The organism is Shewanella algicola, assembly GCF_014648035.1.
Classification (GTDB): Bacteria; Pseudomonadota; Gammaproteobacteria; order Enterobacterales; family Shewanellaceae; genus Shewanella; species Shewanella algicola.
The window spans coordinates 112,304-130,405 of the sequence record NZ_BMQI01000002.1 but is presented as its reverse complement, the minus strand read 5'-3'; the positions used below and the strand labels follow the sequence as shown (position 1 = coordinate 130,405).

The 18,102-nt window shown below is 40.9% G+C and carries 16 protein-coding genes, 1 tRNA gene and 2 pseudogenes; 14 read left to right on the top strand and 5 right to left on the bottom strand.

What is annotated here, in order from left to right:
• Nucleotides 1–216: 216 nt before the first annotated feature.
• Both IEY42_RS01820 and IEY42_RS01815 read left to right on the top strand, forming a co-directional pair.
• On the top strand, nucleotides 217–867 hold the full coding sequence (locus IEY42_RS01820) for a TetR/AcrR family transcriptional regulator (protein WP_188923665.1): 651 nt from the start codon (nucleotides 217–219) through the stop codon (nucleotides 865–867).
• A 93-nt stretch (nucleotides 868–960) separates the two neighbouring features.
• The gene (locus tag IEY42_RS01815; RefSeq protein WP_188923664.1) at nucleotides 961–1,887 is read left to right on the top strand and encodes a DUF6268 family outer membrane beta-barrel protein; all 927 of its coding nucleotides are present in this window, start codon (nucleotides 961–963) and stop codon (nucleotides 1,885–1,887) included.
• Between the two features lie 93 nt (nucleotides 1,888–1,980).
• Here IEY42_RS01815 and IEY42_RS01810 read toward each other — a convergent pair whose 3' ends face one another.
• Nucleotides 1,981–2,430, bottom strand: a complete 450-nt coding sequence (locus IEY42_RS01810; protein ID WP_188923663.1) for an LPP20 family lipoprotein — start codon at nucleotides 2,428–2,430, stop codon at nucleotides 1,981–1,983.
• Entirely contained in the window at nucleotides 2,427–3,134 is a 708-nt protein-coding gene (locus tag IEY42_RS01805) for a FlgO family outer membrane protein (RefSeq protein WP_188923662.1), read from the bottom strand. The genes IEY42_RS01810 and IEY42_RS01805 overlap by 4 nt, the downstream gene beginning before the upstream one ends.
• Before the next feature lie 343 nt (nucleotides 3,135–3,477).
• Here IEY42_RS01805 and IEY42_RS01800 point away from each other — a divergent pair, with 343 nt between their 5' ends.
• Nucleotides 3,478–4,620, top strand: a complete 1,143-nt coding sequence (locus IEY42_RS01800) for a flagellar assembly protein FlgT (protein WP_373292768.1) — start codon at nucleotides 3,478–3,480, stop codon at nucleotides 4,618–4,620.
• A 158-nt stretch (nucleotides 4,621–4,778) separates the two neighbouring features.
• Nucleotides 4,779–4,854: transfer RNA gene (locus IEY42_RS01795), tRNA-Arg, on the top strand.
• A 278-nt stretch (nucleotides 4,855–5,132) separates the two neighbouring features.
• Here IEY42_RS01795 and IEY42_RS01790 read toward each other — a convergent pair.
• A complete protein-coding gene (locus IEY42_RS01790; RefSeq protein ID WP_188923660.1) occupies nucleotides 5,133–5,927 on the bottom strand; it encodes a formyltransferase family protein in 795 nt (264 codons plus the stop codon).
• Nucleotides 5,924–7,258, bottom strand: a complete 1,335-nt coding sequence (locus IEY42_RS01785) for a DUF4910 domain-containing protein (protein WP_188923659.1) — start codon at nucleotides 7,256–7,258, stop codon at nucleotides 5,924–5,926. Before IEY42_RS01785 ends, IEY42_RS01790 begins: the two co-directional genes overlap by 4 nt.
• A gap of 247 nt (nucleotides 7,259–7,505) precedes the next feature.
• Here IEY42_RS01785 and IEY42_RS22300 point away from each other — a divergent pair.
• The 4 genes and pseudogenes from IEY42_RS22300 to IEY42_RS01765 all read left to right on the top strand — a co-directional run.
• A pseudogene (locus IEY42_RS22300) lies at nucleotides 7,506–8,205 on the top strand (IS3 family transposase); the annotation flags it as partial.
• Between the two features lie 665 nt (nucleotides 8,206–8,870).
• Nucleotides 8,871–9,176, top strand: a complete 306-nt coding sequence (locus IEY42_RS22755) for a hypothetical protein (protein ID WP_444544465.1) — start codon at nucleotides 8,871–8,873, stop codon at nucleotides 9,174–9,176.
• Complete coding sequence (gene ltrA, locus IEY42_RS01770; protein ID WP_444544464.1) at nucleotides 9,122–10,396, top strand: group II intron reverse transcriptase/maturase; 1,275 nt, start codon at nucleotides 9,122–9,124, stop codon at nucleotides 10,394–10,396. The genes IEY42_RS22755 and ltrA overlap by 55 nt, the downstream gene beginning before the upstream one ends.
• An 83-nt stretch (nucleotides 10,397–10,479) precedes the next feature.
• Nucleotides 10,480–10,699 (top strand): annotated as a pseudogene (locus IEY42_RS01765) (DDE-type integrase/transposase/recombinase); the annotation flags it as partial.
• A 386-nt stretch (nucleotides 10,700–11,085) separates the two neighbouring features.
• Here the strand turns inward: IEY42_RS01765 and IEY42_RS01760 are convergent.
• Nucleotides 11,086–12,108: a ketoacyl-ACP synthase III gene (locus IEY42_RS01760; RefSeq protein ID WP_188923657.1), complete on the bottom strand. Its 1,023-nt coding sequence runs from the start codon at nucleotides 12,106–12,108 to the stop codon at nucleotides 11,086–11,088.
• 132 nt (nucleotides 12,109–12,240) lie between these two features.
• Between IEY42_RS01760 and IEY42_RS01755 the strand changes: the two genes are divergently transcribed.
• Genes IEY42_RS01755 through IEY42_RS01730 form a run of 6 tightly spaced genes read left to right on the top strand, consistent with a single transcriptional unit; the run spans nucleotide 12,241 to nucleotide 18,058 of the window.
• Entirely contained in the window at nucleotides 12,241–13,329 is a 1,089-nt protein-coding gene (locus IEY42_RS01755; protein WP_188923656.1) for a 3-oxoacyl-ACP synthase III family protein, read from the top strand.
• A 5-nt stretch (nucleotides 13,330–13,334) separates the two neighbouring features.
• The gene (locus IEY42_RS01750; RefSeq protein ID WP_188923655.1) at nucleotides 13,335–14,087 is read left to right on the top strand and encodes an SDR family NAD(P)-dependent oxidoreductase; all 753 of its coding nucleotides are present in this window, start codon (nucleotides 13,335–13,337) and stop codon (nucleotides 14,085–14,087) included.
• Between the two features lie 55 nt (nucleotides 14,088–14,142).
• The gene (locus IEY42_RS01745) at nucleotides 14,143–15,132 is read left to right on the top strand and encodes a PseG/SpsG family protein (RefSeq protein WP_188923654.1); all 990 of its coding nucleotides are present in this window, start codon (nucleotides 14,143–14,145) and stop codon (nucleotides 15,130–15,132) included.
• Complete coding sequence (locus tag IEY42_RS01740) at nucleotides 15,132–16,241, top strand: aromatic ring-hydroxylating oxygenase subunit alpha (protein ID WP_188923653.1); 1,110 nt, start codon at nucleotides 15,132–15,134, stop codon at nucleotides 16,239–16,241. Before IEY42_RS01745 ends, IEY42_RS01740 begins: the two co-directional genes overlap by 1 nt.
• A gap of 2 nt (nucleotides 16,242–16,243) precedes the next feature.
• Nucleotides 16,244–17,320 carry a pseudaminic acid synthase gene (gene pseI, locus IEY42_RS01735; protein ID WP_188923652.1) on the top strand — a complete coding sequence of 359 codons (1,077 nt, stop codon included), beginning with the start codon at nucleotides 16,244–16,246 and terminating at the stop codon, nucleotides 17,318–17,320.
• A complete protein-coding gene (locus IEY42_RS01730) occupies nucleotides 17,321–18,058 on the top strand; it encodes a cytidylyltransferase domain-containing protein (protein WP_188923651.1) in 738 nt (245 codons plus the stop codon).
• Nucleotides 18,059–18,102 lie beyond the last annotated feature (44 nt).

Genomic DNA, 18,102 nt, shown 5'->3' with positions numbered 1-18,102 from the left:
AGCGCTATGTGTATCGATGGGAACTCATCTTTATTTCAGATCTTAGCGCTAAAAAACGATACGCCAAACTGTAAGATGTAACTGATTTGTTAACTAGAATTATTAGTCTAATTTTATAGAACTAGACTGTCCAGTCTATTTTTGGTTATGATGAATTTATCGTGCTAGCACAAACCGCTAATCGAAATTGCTTTTTAGTCACCCTACGGAACCCACATGACAAAAGATACTTCAACCCAAAATAACGACGAGCAAGTGAATTTGAGTCGCAGTGAACAAAAGCGAAATCAAGTGCTTGAGTCGGCAATGGAGTTATTTTGTCAAAAAGGTTTTCCGTTAACCAGTATGGATGAAGTGGCAAAAAATGCGGGTGTATCAAAGCAAACGGTTTACTCGCATTTTGGTTCTAAAGATGAATTATTTGTTGCCGCTATTGATTCAAAATGCGTTGTACATCAACTCACTAGTGATACCTTAATGGATACAGCAGACCCTCAACGAGTCATACTGCAATTTGCTAAACAGTTTGGAGAGTTGATTGTTAGCAAAGACACCATGACAGTATTTAAAACCTGTGTTGCCCAAGCTGATACCCATCCAGAGGCATCTAAACTGTTTTACAACGCGGGTCCCAAACATGTTTTAGGATTAATTTGTGAATATTTAACCAAGGTTAATCAACATGGCGATTACTACTTTGAGCACCCACATGACAGTGCTGTAAGGCTATGTTTAATGCTTTTTGGTGAGCTTAAGTTACGTCTAGAGCTAGCGTTAGAGACAGATCATTTATTGTTAAGCAGACAACAATACCTACAAGATACCGCGGAGATGTTTTTGCGGGCTCATAAAGTTGCGATAAAATAATACATAGGATTTGAACTGAAGCGTGACTTAATCAGTATTGGTTCAGATAGTTAATGCTACTCATCATTTTATTTTGAAAGGATGCACATCGTTATGACATCTTATAAAGCTTTTGTCGCTAAGCCCAATGTACTGAGCTTATTGATTAAATCGTTATTGTTGGTTCCTGGCTTATTGCTCAGCCAACAAGCCATTGCCGCACCTGACCGTTCACCCTTTTCATTAACGGTTGCGCGCACCTCAACCGCCACAGCGGATGTTGGGGCTAATGGTGCTAATGAACTTCAGCGTGACGCTTGGAAAACCAGTTTTTCAGCCTCCATGCCGTTAAATCGACAATGGTCTATAGGGGCAAATGTTGGTTATGATAATTTAGATTATGATTGGCGGATCAACCAAGCTACCCAGCTTCGATCAGCCGAGCAAGACTGGTCGACGGTTCATCAATACAGCGCAGGATTATCACTGACATATCGCTTAGATAAACATTGGATGTTTTTAGTCGCGCCACAATTAAAATATGCTTATGCCGATACTGCATCGTCATCTAATGCACAAAGTTACGGTGTTGTAGCATCCAGTATGTACCGTTTTGACTCAGGCAATATGCTGGGTTTTGGGGTGGCTTATTTGAATGACATTTCAGAAGTGCGCACTGTGCCATACATAGCCGTTCGCTGGCAAATTAACGACAAGTTAGTGCTAGCTAACCCGTTTCAAGCAGGTTTCAGTGGCCCTGCAGGCTTAGAGTTAAGTTATCAATATCGCCCAGATATTGATTTTGGCATTGGCAGTTCAAAACGTACCGAACGCTTTTTAGTCGCAGACGATGACCAAACCATCGAGATTGACGAATGGGTCGGTTTTGTCCGTGCAGGTTGGAAAGCCACCGATAGCTTAAGCCTTAATGCTTATGCTGGTTATTACTTTGGAGGTGAAATGGAATTGAGCGATCCAAAAGTGACCGAAGACATTGAAGACCAGGCCGCGTTTGGTTTGGTGTTTAAATTAGCTTTTTAAGTTAGTGATATAAATTACCGTTTTTAGAACAAAAAATGCCGCTGGTTATCAGCGGCATTTTTCTATCAGCCAAATGGCTAATAAGCTTAAACATTAAAAATAAGTGACTTCTTTAACTCGTTTAGGGCGGTTTTGTTGCTCGTACAATTGCCATACTTGTTTAAAGTCTAACGCTAATTCAGTGACATAAAACTCACCAGAAGGGTAGGTCTTAACCACTTTAGCACCGCGAATAACACCACTAACACTCGATTTAACATTGTCGTCAGTTAATAACCACTCACTGACATCACTATTCGCTGAAATCTTTTGGCCGTAAACTTGTTCTGCTAACTCACGGTATGCGGCAATTTTTGATGCTTGCATCGCCATTAAAACCCGATGTGATGCTTCAGGGCTGGGTTGCGTTGCTAAAGGCGCATAACCTACCGCCGTTAACGTTGGGAATGATTTTGGTGCCTCGGTTTCCCACTGTACGTATTTATCTTTACTGGCACACCCGCTTAATAAAACCAGCATAATAACGCAGAGTAGTTGCTTCATAGCTCATCTCCTAACACGGTATAACGGCTGTCGCCTTTTTTCTCATGGCGGTAAAGTAAGCCGTTACGAGATTCGATTAATTCAGATGGCTGTAAATAACCCGACAAACTCGAAGCCGCGACAAATGACTGCACCGCAGAAAGTACACGGTTGTTAGTTACATTAACGACTCGACCGTTGAACACAACGCCTTCAGGTGTCATGGACATTGTTGACACTAATACATGTGACACAGGTAAACCCGAGGGTAATAATTCCCAGTTGCGGCTCAACATAAACTCGCCTTGTTCTGTTGCACGTAAATTAATCGCAACATTCATATCAACCAAATTAAACTCACGGGCATGAAACGCAGCCAACATGCCTTGTTGTAACTGCAACGCCAACTCATTGGTGGCATTTAAGTTATTGGACAGTACAGGGGTTGTAATAAGCAGCGGCTGATCCGATCGTAAAGCATCGTTTTGCAAAACCAATTCATTAACCAGTTTTTCAGCCCACACATTAACTTGGCCCTTAGGCGCTAAGCCTGCGCCTTGAATGTCATAAATGAGCTGATTTTGATAAACCCCATCTTCATCAGCAACATTAGAGTATTTACCGTTATTTTCAAACGCTAAATTGTTTGCCGGGTTCGGTGTTTGGCTACACGCAGCGACAGTTAATAATGCCAGCACTGCTGTGAGAGTAAACCTATTAATCATGATGGTTCCTTTTAAATGTCTGCTGTTTGTAGTGTCAGTAGCTAAGGTTTTATTTATATTTATCATGGGCTTGATAATTTTTACCTCGCTTGTCACCACGGTGCGCGACAAAGCAGCAAATGAACTATAAAACTTTATCGGCAAATACCTTAAAAGCTTTACTGTATTTGAGTGTGATCAAGCCCAATTGTGTTAATTAATTTAGTGGCGCGATTTTTGCTTGTTAAATATCAACGATTTTAACTGCCCAACTGACGATTTTTTGACATTAGGATATCGTATGCCGACGCAAACACGCCTTACTAAGCGCGCAACACGCTTAAGCAAAATTGCACTAGCGTTAATGCTATTTGCAAGTCTATTTCAGGTGCAACCGGCTTTTGCTGAGCTGGTTGAGGTGACTGGTCGAGCAAAAATTGTTAACGGCGATATAGATAAAGCCCGCGAAGATGCCATTAGCCAAGCGTTAAATTACGCAAGCTTAAAAGCGGGTGTTAATTTTTCGAGCGAGCAATCCATCGACCAAGGGCGATTGACTCAAGATGTGTTTCAAATTCAACGCATGGGTTCCGCTAATAATGTCGAATTAATGAGTGAGATGATCAGCCAAAATACCATCACCGTGGTATTACAGTTAGCGCTCTCTGAGCAAGAGCCGAACGCACAGTGCAAAAGCCAATCATTAAAAGCGGCCATTATGTTGCCACAATCTTATTTACAAGAACGCGCCCAATTACGTTATGGCCAATTAGCCAACTTTGAACAGCAAATGACTGAAAAATTGGGTAAAACCATCAACGCTCAATCACGTTATAGCTTTGCCCGAATACATGCAGATGAAAAAATAGATAACACCAACCAATTGGTTAACTTTAGAGGTTATCGTATTCCCACCTGGTTAGGCGAAATAACCGAAAGCCAATACGTGTTACAGCCTGAAATCATTGATATTTCAACTGAGCCTCCACAAAGTGGTTTTTTGGGGTTAACCGAAGATTACCCCATCAGGCAGTTTATGATAAAACTCACGCTCTATCATGGCATTAGTGGTGAGGTTGTGTGGACAGAAACGTTTGCCACCTCAACAGAGTGGGAGTTTGAAAAACAAGAAACCGTATCACCCGCTAGCCAACGTTTTTGGCGTTCATCCTATGGTCAAGCCATCAGTGAGGTTTTTCAAACGAGTGTGCTTAATTTAGATAAACAGTTAAATTGCCGCCCGTTGTTAGGTCAAATTATCGCCAGACAAGGCGACAGAATTATCATTAATTTGGGCCGTAAAAATGGGGTGAAAATGGGCGATAAATTTCAGGTCGTATTGCAAAAAAATATCCCAGACCGCCTAAACACAATGAGGCCAATAGCCAGTAAAAGTCGGGCAAATATTGTTATTGACCAAGTCAGCGAAGACAGTGCCACTGCAATATTTAATGGCATTGATGGCGCTGATAATATTCAAGTAAATGATATTGCGATTAAAAACTAATCACCAATAACATTTAAGTGTATTTTGTAGTCCATTAACGCTGTTTTGAACCACATATCAGGTAAATATTATCCGTAAACATCATTAATGCGATTAAGATTTAAGCAATTAAATTTAAAGGGTTTAAATCAATTATAAACTCAGTATAATCAACGGGTCTCTCTATAGCTCAACAGGATAGAGCAGCCGCCTCCTAAGCGGCCGATCGGGGTTCGAGTCCCTGTGGGGAGACCACAACACTTCTTTTTGTCTTAAAAATCAATAATTTAATAAAATCGTCAAAAGTTGTGCCGCCTATGTGCCGCCTCTGGAAACCACTTTTTTGGAATTTTTTTAAGCATTCTTCAAAACTCCGCTTTTTAATAGTTTGAACTCAATCATTAGTATTAACCATTTTCATTATTTTATTTATAAAATTTAATAGCAAATAATGGTTAAGTTTTAAGTTGTATTGAACTAAAATCATAATCTGCCTATGTGGATATAATGAAAACAATAGTATTGATTTTCAATTAAAGTATCTGTCGGTAGAGAGTAGGTTGTTTTTGTGAGATTTTTTTATCCAAGTATAAATCGACAATCTTATCTTGGTAGGTTTCGTAGATTAGCCGTAAATGCTCAGGTTGCCATTTAGAGGCGAGCCATAGAGTTCCATTGTTGCGTTGTGCTTGTTTTACTAAACTACCGCATTTAATCAGTTTGACAATCACTTGAGGTAACTCTTCACCTAGTTTTAATACCGCTCGAGAGGCGACTTGGTGCAAGGTATCACCGCTAACCATATCAGCAACACATTGATGGACAACATCACCAGCATCCAGCTTTTGAGTTAAATCATGTACTGTCATGCCTGTCATTTGTGGCTCAAGCATATAACTTGGCCAGAAGTGTGTGATGGCTCCACGATATTGTGGTGATAAGCCTCCGTGACAATTCCAGCGTTCCCCTGATACACACCCCAATGTGGCTTCAGTTAACATATGGCAACCATATGTGATTAATAAATCAGGGCTGCTTTGAGTGAGTAATGTATGTACTTGCTCTGAGTTAAGTTTATTGAGTTGTATGTGATGAATAGGTACGTTGGGCCAATCTACCTCACCAAAAAATTCATGCTCAATTCTGTCCCTTTGAGTGAAGTGGTGAATAAATATCTCTTTTAGAGCTTTATCAACTCCCAACGGGGGCTGAGGATTAAAACACTCACGCTGTTCTACAATAACACTTTTAAGAATTCCTGTGGTAGCCAGTTGCCTTGCAATGAATGCATGGCGTGGGTGACTGCCACAAATAAAAACGATGCTCATATTAATGGCTCCTGATTAAATTTAATGAGTCCTTTTTCTTCTAATATCATTATCACATCGGCTAATTCATGAATCGAGCAGTGACATTTTTTTGCAATGTCAATACTTGAATGTTGCCCGTCAGCCATGCTTAATGTCGTCAGAATAATATTAAGAAACTTGCGGTTATCAATAGTATTATCATTTGATAATTGCCAATTTCCTGGCTTATTCATCGTTGGGTACAAACCTCTTTTACCTAATTGAGGTTCCCCAAATGGAGACTGGTTAACTGGTTTTCCACATACTTCAGCAATTTTTAACATCGATTCAATTTGATCAACTGACTTAATAAGTTGATTAATATCCATGCTTTCTTTGTCATCTAAAGAATTATGGTATCCACTATATTGACCGTAAACTGTTCTTGCTATTTGTCCCATCGGCAAGTTAAAACCTGGTGAGCAGTATTGTCTTTCATCTGAACCACTCAATGGGGTGAACTCTTGATGAATCCAATCGGTATCTGTTTGGCTAAGGTTAGAAATAAGTTCATCAAATATACTGTTATTTCCCCTGCTTGACTTATACCGAAGAGTATTATTATTTCCTCCTACACAGGTTAAGATTAAACCCGCGGCTAAATTTTGCTTAAGGTGTTGGTCATAGCGCGACAAAAAACATAATGACCCTATAGTTTCAGGGTTAAGTAAAAATCGGTAGCTAAAACGCCTTTTGGGCCACATTTCTAGGCGTTTATAGAGCAATAGCAATACCAAAGGGCCACTTAATTCATTGTTTGCCATTGATGGATGACATAAATAACTGCTTAATAAAATTTCTTTGTTGCTTTCGCCTGCTAAAACACAATGTGCGAAAGGAACGCCACCATCGGTTTTAAATTCAGTATCAATATTGACAATGTAAGCTCCTGGCTTGAGCTTTTGCCTAGTTTCATCCGAAATACAAAAACCCCATACGGGATTGTAATAACTCGTAACATAAGGAATTGCTTTTGGTAAATTTGGAAGACTATGCAGGTGTTCTTGAAGTTCTGAAAGTTCAAATATACCTTTTACGGGAATGGAATAATTTACTACATGCAAGTTATTGATATTAGTATCGCAGATAAGCTCGCCTGCAGGCCCAGTAAGAGTCGCTCGCTTTAAATGCCATTCTGGCGGAACGGTCCAATCAAACACTTGGCTTCCAGAGGGCACTTTTTCAATAGACAAGGGCATGAATTGCTGCAAATAATGTATTGATGCTTCAATGCCTGATCCAGTGATAGAGCGTGGAAAAGGTAATAAATCATCAAAACATTGACTTAAAAATGTGTACTCGCTGCTCATAAATTTCCATACTATTAATTTTGACTAATAGTAATTCAAGCAATTTCCATTCCAATTGTAATCGTGAGATATATGTATCGTATTGTAAAGAGTCAGAGGAATACTACTTAATTTATATTAAGTAGTTCTTATCTTTCTGTTTATGTTTATGTTGAATTTTACATAAGCGATGCATAAAAAATACTGACGTGGTTTAATTTATACGGCTAACCCAGTTAAGACATAATTGATTTAACTGGAGATTCAAATTAATACACGTAAGTCCTATTCAAAAAATTCAAGCTTGATGCCATTGCACTGGTAAGAGAGCAAAATTACAGTATTGCTGAAGCCGCTAGAAATTTAGAGGTGACTCCTCAACTACTCGGCTGCTGGATAAAAGAAGCAGAAAATGATGATGGCCATGCATTTAGAGGTAATGGCAAGCTAACTCCTGAGCAGGAAGAGACCCGCAAACTAAAAGCACAAGTAAAACGCTTAGAAATGGAGCGGGAAATATTAAAAAAAGCGACGGTCTTCTTTGCCCAAGAAGCGAAGTAAAATACGCGTTTATTGCCCAAAATAAGAAGATTTGGCCTGTGATATTAATGTGTCACGTGTTGGGTGTGAAAAATAATAATTACTACAGCTATCAAAAGCGAAAGTCTCTGACACCTGTTGATACAGAGCATCAAGAGATATTGCTATGGGTGAAGAATATTGCCGAGTTTAGCGATAACACCTACGGACAAAGACGCATTCAAAAGGCATTGAATTCACTTGATTACCCTGCTGGGCGTATGAAAACTGCGCAATTGATGAAAGAAGCTAACGTTTGGGTGTGCTATAAAAAGAAGTACAAAGCAACAACCAACAGCGACCACAAGAAGCCTATATATGAAAATGAGCTTGAACAGGATTTTGATGTTCAATGCGCCAATCAAGCGTGGGTTCAAGATATTACGTACAGTGTGCCCGGAGTTCAGCACTAGCATGGAATGCTTTAATGAACCACGAGTCTATCTGAAATACATGAACACTACGGCAGGAGCTAATTTGTTTATGGCACTATCTGGTTGTGCAGATAGTTGAGTCTGAGCGGCAGTGACTTATCGTATGCTGATAAGGTGATGTAACTCGCTGACAACGGGGAGTGAGGCGAATTCGTTACGCCAAGATGCTTCTCTAGACTAAGTATTGGACGGATGAAGAACATGAACCGATTAACCCGCATCTATGGGCTGAAACGTCGCCATTGCCTACACGAATTAACAGGCAATATGGTGCAGTAATAGTGCTAAATGTATGGGCACTATTGCCGAATTAATTGAGTAATAAATATGTACTTATTAATGGATAAACGTTAAATCACAATTCTGCGTTTAAGCATCATCACCTTACAGCACGATAAGGTCAAAGACTGCGATCGGCATCCACCCCAATATGTTCGAGTTCAGGTAGGTAAACCGGGGAGGGTTTGTTTTGAATGCTAAGGGAGCATGACCCTGATGACAAACAAACTGGCGGAGTGTTCGTAGTAGTCTGAGATGGGGAAAGCTCATTACATGGCGAAGGGACACAGTTTAATTGATTTGCGTAAGTAAATTACCTGACCTTAATGAGGTGAAGACCTTTGATAATCAGCGAACAGCAACGTAAATTAGCAGCATGGACAGCAACCGATAAAACGCGTCGCGTTAATCGACTGCTGCGCCTTATCAGTCACCCGCATTGGCTTCGCCAAGCGGCTGAAGTAACGCTTTCTTCAAAAGGTGCTAAAACGCCTGGTGTTGATGGAATAACAAAGATTCATATACAGGCTAATTTGGCTGGTTATCTTGATGAGATCAGAAATAATCTGCTGTGTCAGGTAACTATCAACCGATGCCTGCTAGACGGATCTATATCCCCAAGGCCAATGGAAAGCTACGTCCTTTAGGTATACCAACACTTAGGGATGGAATAGTTCAACGTGCCATGCTCATGGCAATGGAGCCGATATGGGAAAATGATTTTCATTCGTTGTCCTATGGCTTTAGACCAGAGCGCAGTGCCCATCACGCCATTCGTACGGTTAAACTACAAATGACCGAATCCAATGAGTCTAGAGGTCGCTGGATAATTGAAGGAGACCTATCAAACTATTTTGATACAGTTCACCATCGATTATTGATGAAATGTGTTCGTAAACGGATCAACTGCCGTCGATTTAATGATTTGCTTTGGCGCTTCATTAAAGCTGGACACATTGAACGTAACCTATTTTGTGCAACAAGCGAAGGCGTACCACAAGGTGGTGTTATTTCTCCGTTATTGTCAAACATAATGCTTAATGAGTTTGATCAATATTTGGATAAATGTTACTTGAGTAAGAAAGCCCGTAAAGACCGCTGGTACTGGAACCACAGTATCAAAATCAAGCGAAAACCTGCGGTTGAGGAAAACAGACAATGGAAACCAGCCGTTGCTTATTGCCGTTATGCTGATGACTTTCTAGTGATTGTCAAAGGCAATAAACAACAAGCAAAGGCAATTCGGGACCAATGTCGACACTTCCTAGAAGGTAAGCTGCAACTCACGTTAAATATGGATAAAACTCATATTACACATGTGAATGACGGTTTTATATTTCTCGGACATAGGATCATTCGAAAGCGTGGACCTAAGGGAAATATGCGAGTGGTGTCTGGTATTCCAAACGGTAAAGCAAAAGCATTTTCTCATTCATTGAGTCAGGCTTTATCAGGGGATCATAGCTGTAGCAAGATAGACAAAGTGGAACAACTCAATCGCAAACTTAAGGGTTGGGCACAATTTTATCGACATACTGATTACACCGCGAAAGTTTACAACAAAATTGATCGTATTATTTTCTGGAAACTCGCTAAGTGGTTGGCTAGGAAATATCGTTGTTCTATTAAATCGTTAATGATGAAATGGATCAAACGTCCGACACCAAATCAGGCAACGACATGGGTGTTATTTGGCAAAAGCAATCGTGGAAATTTATGTGGCGCGTCACTATTTAGATTAGTGAGTAGCACTAAATTACCCTTTAGATGGCGAGCACCAGAAGCAAACCCCTACCTTAGAGATGAAATTAGGAATACTGTCACATCTCGCTATAGCGATGTTGCCATGGCAGTTAGCCACAATTAAGCGGAGAGCCGTATGCGCTGAAAGGTGCACGTACGGTTCGGAGAGGAGAAGCAGAGAAATAGTTCGACTACGCTCTGCCTCTTACTCTACTATGGACGGCTCAAGGATGGTTGTATCTAGCAGTCATAATCGATCTTTATTCCCGTAAAGTTGTTGGTTGGAGTATGGGGCAGCAGAATGAAGGCACAACTCGTTTGTGATACGCTCACAATGGCTATATGGCAACGAAAACCTAAAGCTGGATTGATAATACGTTCAGATCAAGGTGTTCAGTATGCGAGCCACCGATACAGACGGATACTTATGTAGCCTCAGTATTCGTCTATATTGATGGCTGGGTTAGTCGTATCAACCAAACCACGTCAAGTCTAGATGGTGCTGGGATACATGGTGATCAATATAAGGATTTATAACTATGACATTATGTAGATCAAATACCTTAGCGGAGAAGCTATTGCAACGGCACATGCATTTAGATTAGGTTATGAAGCTGAAGGTTCTGAAGGCCTGCGGGAATGTTTAGAGTATTTAGAACCAATGCTTGTTTCACTTTTACATGTAAAGCAAATATTAGTGCTTATTCCCAGTATGTTAGTTGCACAAGAACGTCATGACTGGCTATGTTTAGCAGATTAGTTAGAATATGAGCTTCCGCCATTACTGCGATAATAGATGTAATTGAATCCAAGTTAAGTTGATGTTTTTAAATCGATAACCTTACATGATTTCAGTGGCTGTAATGTAAGAGCTACGGTTCCCCAAGACCACCCAACCCCAAACCCCGACAACAGTAATTTAGTCGGTTGGTGCAACAATACAGCTTGCAGACTTACACATAATGCTAATGGTATTGATGCAGAACTAGTGTTGCCAATCTCTCCCATTGAGATGATTAATTGCTCTTGACTTATACCTATTTTATCACCTAAACGCTTTAGCATCATTTCATTAGCTTGGTGCATCACGCAGTAGTCTATATCATCCACTCGCCAGCCTTTATGAGCTAAACAAGTATTAACAGATGTGGGGATTTCTCTTAATGTAAATACAAATACTTGCATACCATCCATAAATAGCTCGGGGGCGCAATTGGGTTTTCTAGCACCACCATTGGGCTGAATAAGGTAGGGTGCTCCTGCGCCATCAGAACCTAATGAAAAAACCATTTCATCGCAATTCTCAATCTTCTCAAGCGCAATAGCACTAACCGCATCTCCAAATAGCGATGATACTGCACGGTTATTTTCGCTGTACTGATGGCTGGTCGTATCACCTACAATCAATAATGCTTTACCTGTTGGTAATCCGCTGAGTAATTGCGATGTCTGCCACAATCCATAAATAAAACCTGAACAACCTAAGTTAACATCAAAAGCGATAGTGCTTTTACTTAATCCTAGTTGATGCTGTAACTGTATCGCGTTGCCAGGTAATGGGTAGTCTGGGGTTTGAGTAACAAAGATTACTAGTGATATGTCATCTCTGTCCCAAGCTAACTCGCCTAATAACGATTCACATGCAATTAGCCCAAGATCTAATACCGTCTGTTCAGCTGCAGTTACACGCCTTGAATGGATACCTGTAGATGCAACAATTCGCGCCATTTCTTGACTCGCAAGTTCAGAAGTGTCGTCGGTGTTTTCACAAATTGATTCAGGTAAGACGGAGACAATGCCAGCAATTGAAACCTTGTTAACAGTAGTTATGGTCATTTCTTATCCCTGATTTTTTCACTATATAGAAAAGGTTAGTGCAAATTTGACGCTAGCATGACACTTTCAAGCTATATTATTCAATGTTATAGTTAAAACCAACATTATTCATTTATTTCAACAAGGTTATCTATGAAAACTGTGATAAAATCAGTCAAAATTGCAGGTATGCAAGCCGCTGTTCCTCCCCATAGACATTCATATGTTGAAACACCTGATATTTTCACTCAGGATGAGGCTGATAAGATTTATGCCAGCACAGGAATACATAGTCGTCGAATTCTTCCAAAACATTTATGCGCATCGGACATGTGTATTGCCGCTGCTGAAACCTTATTAAAACGACTGAATTGGGCACCTGAGTCTGTTGATGTACTGATTTATGCCTCGCAGGATTCTGATTATGCACTCCCTGCCACTGCATGTTTAATGCAAAACAGACTCGGTTTGTCTCAAGGTGCTGCATGTCTTGATGTGAGTTTGGGTTGCTCGGGTTTTGTTTATGCTACTTGGATGGCTAGCCAAATGCTTAATGGCTCTGATGGTCAGCGGGCTTTAGTGCTGTGTGGCGACACGTCTAGTCGTCATCTTTTGCCTGATGATCGCGGTACTCTTCCTCTTTTTGGCGATGCGGGCGTAGCTACAGCATTACAATTTGATGAAAATTGGTCAGATTCATACGCAGTTTTTGGCACCGACGGTACTGGTGGTCAGCATATTGCTGTAAAAGCGGGTGGGCGACGAAACCCGACGATGCCAAAACTTGAGGCCAGAAGCAGTGAAGAAGAACAGAAGCTATATAAAGAGTCTCGACTTTATCTAAATGGCGCCGCGGTATTCTCTTTTACGCTGAAAGTCGTGCCTAAGTTAATCAAAGATTCGTTGGCTTTAGCTAATATTGAAGCAGATAACTTAGATATGGTCGTTATGCATCAGGCTAATCAATTTATTCTTGAACATTTGCGTAAAAAAGCCAAAATCCCACAAGATAAATACCTCATCGACATGGCTGACTTTGGTAATACCTCCAGCGCCTCTGTACCGTTAGCCATTTGCCATAAGTTAGGCTGTTTTTTCGAAACTGATACAAAGAAAGTGATGTTAGGTGGTTTTGGTGTTGGCTGGTCTTGGGGAGCTATTATTACCGATATCGGCCCAATACTTGCGCCACAAATTATAGAGATAAGTGATGATTTTGAGCCATTAACCTTGGTGCAATAACTATAATGAATTTAACCAATAAGTTATATGTTGTTACCGGTGCTGCGGCGGATTCAGACATTGGACTCGCTATTTGCAAAAAGCTGGATGAATGTGGTGCAAAGCTCATTTTAGTTGGCCGGCGAGAAGCGGCGCTTATTGAAACAAAACGTCAATTAACTCAACAACATCATCAAATAGCAGCTTTTGATTTAAGTCACCTTGAAGATATTCAATCCTGGGTTAAATCGCTTATCAACCAATTTGGTGCAATAGATGGTTTAGTGCATAGCGCCAGTTATCAAGGCTATAGCCCACTAAGAACTATTTCACCTAAACAGATTAGCCAATATTTAGATGTTAATTTTTCTGCTGCTGTATTGTTAATAGCGGCTTTTTCTAAGGCGAAACATTTCAACTCAGGAGCCAGTTTTGTATTTATCGGCTCTGCAGCTGGTCAAAGAGGCTTAAAGGCTAGGACATTATATGCGGCTTCAAAGGCGGCGCTATCATCTATGGTCCAGTCAGCAGCATTGGAGTTAGCCAATAAAAAAATTAGAGTAAACTGTGTTGCGCCTGCTGTTGTTAGTGGTGCAAAAGCAGAGCTTCAATTTTCGGCCTTAGGCGAACAGCAAAGCCAGATTTTAGTTGATGCTCACCCATTAGGGTTAAGTTCACCACAGGATGTGGCTAATAGTGTTTATTTTCTACTGAGTGGCTTAAGTGCCAATACAACAGGTATTACTTTAGCCGTTGATGGTGGTTTTCTTGCCGGTTAAACCACGGGTCGCATTTTACGGAAATAACTCCCATGGTATAGGCGCTGGCCATATTATGCGTCTATATGCGCTTGCGCAGGCAGCACAGGTTTTTTTTGATATCACTTTTATTTATAAAACCTGTAGTTTGCCTTTACTTAATAAACTGCATCAGGCTAATTTCAACACGCAACAAATAGCAGCGCCATTATCGACAGATGAACTTTTACCGCATGCGTTTACCGCCATTATTGTTGATGATTATGATCTGACAACAGATGAGTGGTTAGAACTCAATCAACTTACTATTTTTATCGTTAAGCTAGATGATGCCTTAGACCATCAACCTATTTGGGCGGACTTTGTCATTAATCCGGCCCCCAATGTCAGTCTTGAAGAGTACCGAAAACGAGCGCCTAATGCGACTTTTTGCTTAGGGCCTGAATATACCTATTTACGTAAAGAGTTTGCTGCTCAAGATTATATCCCAATAGCTGAGCGTCCAAATTTACTCATCGCCTTAGGGGGCACAGACCCAAAATCTTTGGCGCTACCACTTTCAAAAGCCATTATTGACGCACTACCTGAAGCGCATGTCTGCTTGTTGATTGGTCAAGTCCATCAGCAACAGCTAGTTTTAGAGCAATTGGCTAGACAGCATTCAAACTTTTCGATTATTTGTAACCCTCCATCAGTTGCTCAAATAATGATGCAATCAGGGTTAGCAATATCGGCAGCGGGTGGCACCTTGGGGGAGTTATCAAGCCAAGGTGTACCCACGTTAGCGTTAGTCACTGTTGATAATCAATTACCAGCACTTGGCTCACCGCTGAATAACAGCTGGTATAATGCTATTGATATGCGTGCTTTTGACTGTAACCAAGCTGATAGTCATATTAATAACGATTTGTTGAGTAAAATCAAAGTCGATGCTGTAAACCTCTGGCATGATAAATGCTTGAGACAAGGCATGAGTGACATTGCTCGTCAACTGATTGACGGCCTTGGCTGTCAACGAATTATTAAAAAGTTGATTGTCAACATACAACAAAAATCGGAACTTTAATGATAGTGACACAAGCCATTCACCCGACCCATTATTATGATCAGGCCACCTTTGAACTTGAGCGCGAAGAAGTGTTTGAGAAAAATTGGATATTTGTTGGTTTTAAAGATCAAGTAGCTAAAAATCATGATTTTATTACCCTTAAAGTGGGTAATACCCCAGTAGTGGTGCAAAATTTTAATGGTCAAGTTAGTGCATTGCTTAATATTTGTAGTCATAGACGAGCACAGCTTCAAACACAAACTCAGGGCAATCGGCCACTAGTATGCCCTTATCATTGTTGGAGTTACAAAAGCGATGGTGCATTGGCTGGCGTTCCACAAAATCGTACTGATTTTGGTTTAGATGAGGCTGCTAAAAAGGCGTTATCACTGAAAGAGTTTACTTTAGAAAGTTGCGGAGAGTTGCTCTTTGTTCGCGTCGCGAAAGCTGGCCCGTCACTTGAAAATTATCTTGGGCCGTATTATCCCATTTTAAGCCGTATTTCAGCTGAGTTTACCGATCCCGTTCAACAAGGTCATTATCAGTGGAATACCAATTGGAAAATCGCCTGCGAAACGGTACTAGAAGTTTATCATGTCGCTGGTGTACACCCGGAATCGTTTGCCAAATTTGCCAAAGCAGAATGTGACATTGAGTTTTTTAATGGCCACACAACGGGTAATACACCGCTGCAAGATACGCCTAAAAAATGGTGGGCAGGGGCGAGAAAACACCTAAAACTTGAACAAAGTAGCGAGTATACTGAATATAATCACTTCTTTATTTACCCTAATATGGCGATTGGATTAACCAATGGGTCGCTAATGTCGCTACAAACCTATGATCCGTTAACATCCACCCAATCTCAACTGAACTTTCAGCTACGAATGATAAAAAGACTGGATGGCAGTGCCACAAGTGATGCTGTAAAAGCGGTCATTAAAGCTAACTTTACAGAGTTTAACCATACCATTTTGGAAGAAGACCGATTAGTGGCTGAATCTTGCCAAGCGAATATGCCTGCTGTTAATACACCTGGCATATTGGGTCAATGTGAAGACAGGATCCGACATTTTCATGACGCCTGGCGTAGCGATATTAAACCGCAGTTAAGTTCGGGAGAATAAGCATGTTTGCTTCCACAATTAATATCGATGGCCGAGAAATAGGCCCACTGCATAAACCGTATGTTATTGCAGAATTATCAGGTAACCATAAAGGTAATTTAGATCAAGCCTTGGCGATGATTGATGCCGCAGCGGCAACAGGTGTTGACGCTATCAAAATTCAAACCTATAGCGCTGATACAATAACGCTAAACCATAATGGTCCAGAGTTTAGTATTGAAGGTGGCCTTTGGGCTGGTCGTACGCTATATGACCTTTATCAAGAGGCCCACACCCCTTGGGCGTGGCATAAAGCGCTATTTGAACGAGCAAAACAAAATAATATTACATTATTTTCATCTCCCTTTGACCTTAGCGCCATTGAACTGCTTGACTCCCTTGGTTGCCCTGCTTATAAAATTGCTTCTTTTGAAATTAACGATATCGGATTGATTAGCGCTGCAGCAAAAACCGGTAAGCCAATCATTATTTCAACTGGTCTTGCCACTCTGGAAGAGATTGAAGAGGCTGTTGAAGCTGTTGCCTTGGCAGGTGGCACGCAGTTGGCATTACTGCATTGTATTAGCGGTTACCCAACGCCGATTGAAGATTGTAATTTACGCACTATTACCGATCTGTGCCTGCGGTTTGATTTTCCTATCGGCTTGAGTGATCACACCATTGAAAATACCGCATCTATTACCGCGGTAGCGCTTGGTGCAAGTGTTATTGAGAAGCATTTTACACTCGATAAAAGTGATGGCTCAGTAGATGCTGCATTTTCATTAGAACCTGATGAATTTGTTAAATTAAAACAACAAGCGGATAAAGTGCACAGTGCACTGGGCGTTGCTGGCTATGAAGTAAAACCCAGTGAAGCAGGTGGAAGAGATTTCAGGCGTTCCTTGTATATTTCGCAGGCCATTAAACAAGGCCAAAAGTTTACCGCTGAAAATGTGCGATCAGTTAGACCCGCTCATGGGCTACACACGCGCTACTTACCTCAAATAATTGGCCAAATCGCTACCCAAGATGTTGCCTTTGGCGAGCCAATGAAAGAAGCTTATCTGTCTTTTCCTTTAATTAAAAAGGAGAAATAAATGCGCGTCATTTGCATTACGCAAGCTCGCATGGGATCGAGTCGATTACCTGGCAAAGTGTTAGCGCCAATAAATGGTCGCCCTATGTTGGAATATCACATTGGCAGAGTTAAGCAGTCAACACTGGTTGATATTCATATTATCGCCACCACTACTGAGTCGACAGATCAACCCATTGTTGACTATTGTGAAGCCAATCAGCAGCTGTATTTTTGTGGTGACGAACATGATGTACTAGATCGTTTTTATCACGCAGCATTAATGGCACAGGCAACCGATGAGGATATTATTATTCGTCTCACGGGGGATTGTCCGCTTATCTGCCCCAGCCTTATTGATGAGGCAGTGAAACAACATCGTCAAGGGGACATATCACAGTACACACACATTAGCCTCGCGTATTTCCCCAGGGGGTTTGATGTGGAAGTATTTAACATGGCAAGCCTGTCAAACGCCTATAAAGAGGCGACGACTCAGCCACAACGAGAACATGTGACCCTTTATCTTTATAGCAAACCCGATGCGCATATTGTATCGATAGAAACCGGTCAATTAATCTGGGGGCAGTTTAGGCTTTGCGTTGATGAACAAGATGACCTTCATCTTGTTGAACAACTATTTGAGCATTTAGGCAATGACTGGCTTGAGGCGAGTCCTGAAAAAATTTGTACTTTGCTGCTTAATAATCCGCAGCTTACAAAGATAAATGCTCATGTGGCACAACGCACAGCACATTAACATAAACAAATACCTATTTTTGCCGATACACTATTTAGCGGCAC

What these genes read in the sequence shown, in the direction of transcription:
- IEY42_RS01785 (WP_188923659.1), bottom strand. Translation starts at nt 7,258, where the DNA reads ATGAGCAGCGAGTACACATTTTTAAGTCAATGTTTTGATGATTTATTA.
- IEY42_RS01755 (WP_188923656.1), top strand. Translation starts at nt 12,241, where the DNA reads ATGAAAACTGTGATAAAATCAGTCAAAATTGCAGGTATGCAAGCCGCT.
- IEY42_RS01760 (WP_188923657.1), bottom strand. Translation starts at nt 12,108, where the DNA reads ATGACCATAACTACTGTTAACAAGGTTTCAATTGCTGGCATTGTCTCC.
- IEY42_RS01745 (WP_188923654.1), top strand. Translation starts at nt 14,143, where the DNA reads ATGCGTCTATATGCGCTTGCGCAGGCAGCACAGGTTTTTTTTGATATC.
- ltrA (WP_444544464.1), top strand. Translation starts at nt 9,122, where the DNA reads ATGCCTGCTAGACGGATCTATATCCCCAAGGCCAATGGAAAGCTACGT.
- IEY42_RS01820 (WP_188923665.1), top strand. Translation starts at nt 217, where the DNA reads ATGACAAAAGATACTTCAACCCAAAATAACGACGAGCAAGTGAATTTG.
- IEY42_RS01805 (WP_188923662.1), bottom strand. Translation starts at nt 3,134, where the DNA reads ATGATTAATAGGTTTACTCTCACAGCAGTGCTGGCATTATTAACTGTC.
- IEY42_RS01730 (WP_188923651.1), top strand. Translation starts at nt 17,321, where the DNA reads ATGCGCGTCATTTGCATTACGCAAGCTCGCATGGGATCGAGTCGATTA.
- IEY42_RS01815 (WP_188923664.1), top strand. Translation starts at nt 961, where the DNA reads ATGACATCTTATAAAGCTTTTGTCGCTAAGCCCAATGTACTGAGCTTA.
- IEY42_RS01740 (WP_188923653.1), top strand. Translation starts at nt 15,132, where the DNA reads ATGATAGTGACACAAGCCATTCACCCGACCCATTATTATGATCAGGCC.
- IEY42_RS01810 (WP_188923663.1), bottom strand. Translation starts at nt 2,430, where the DNA reads ATGAAGCAACTACTCTGCGTTATTATGCTGGTTTTATTAAGCGGGTGT.
- IEY42_RS01800 (WP_373292768.1), top strand. Translation starts at nt 3,478, where the DNA reads ATGCTATTTGCAAGTCTATTTCAGGTGCAACCGGCTTTTGCTGAGCTG.
- IEY42_RS01790 (WP_188923660.1), bottom strand. Translation starts at nt 5,927, where the DNA reads ATGAGCATCGTTTTTATTTGTGGCAGTCACCCACGCCATGCATTCATT.
- pseI (WP_188923652.1), top strand. Translation starts at nt 16,244, where the DNA reads ATGTTTGCTTCCACAATTAATATCGATGGCCGAGAAATAGGCCCACTG.
- IEY42_RS01750 (WP_188923655.1), top strand. Translation starts at nt 13,335, where the DNA reads ATGAATTTAACCAATAAGTTATATGTTGTTACCGGTGCTGCGGCGGAT.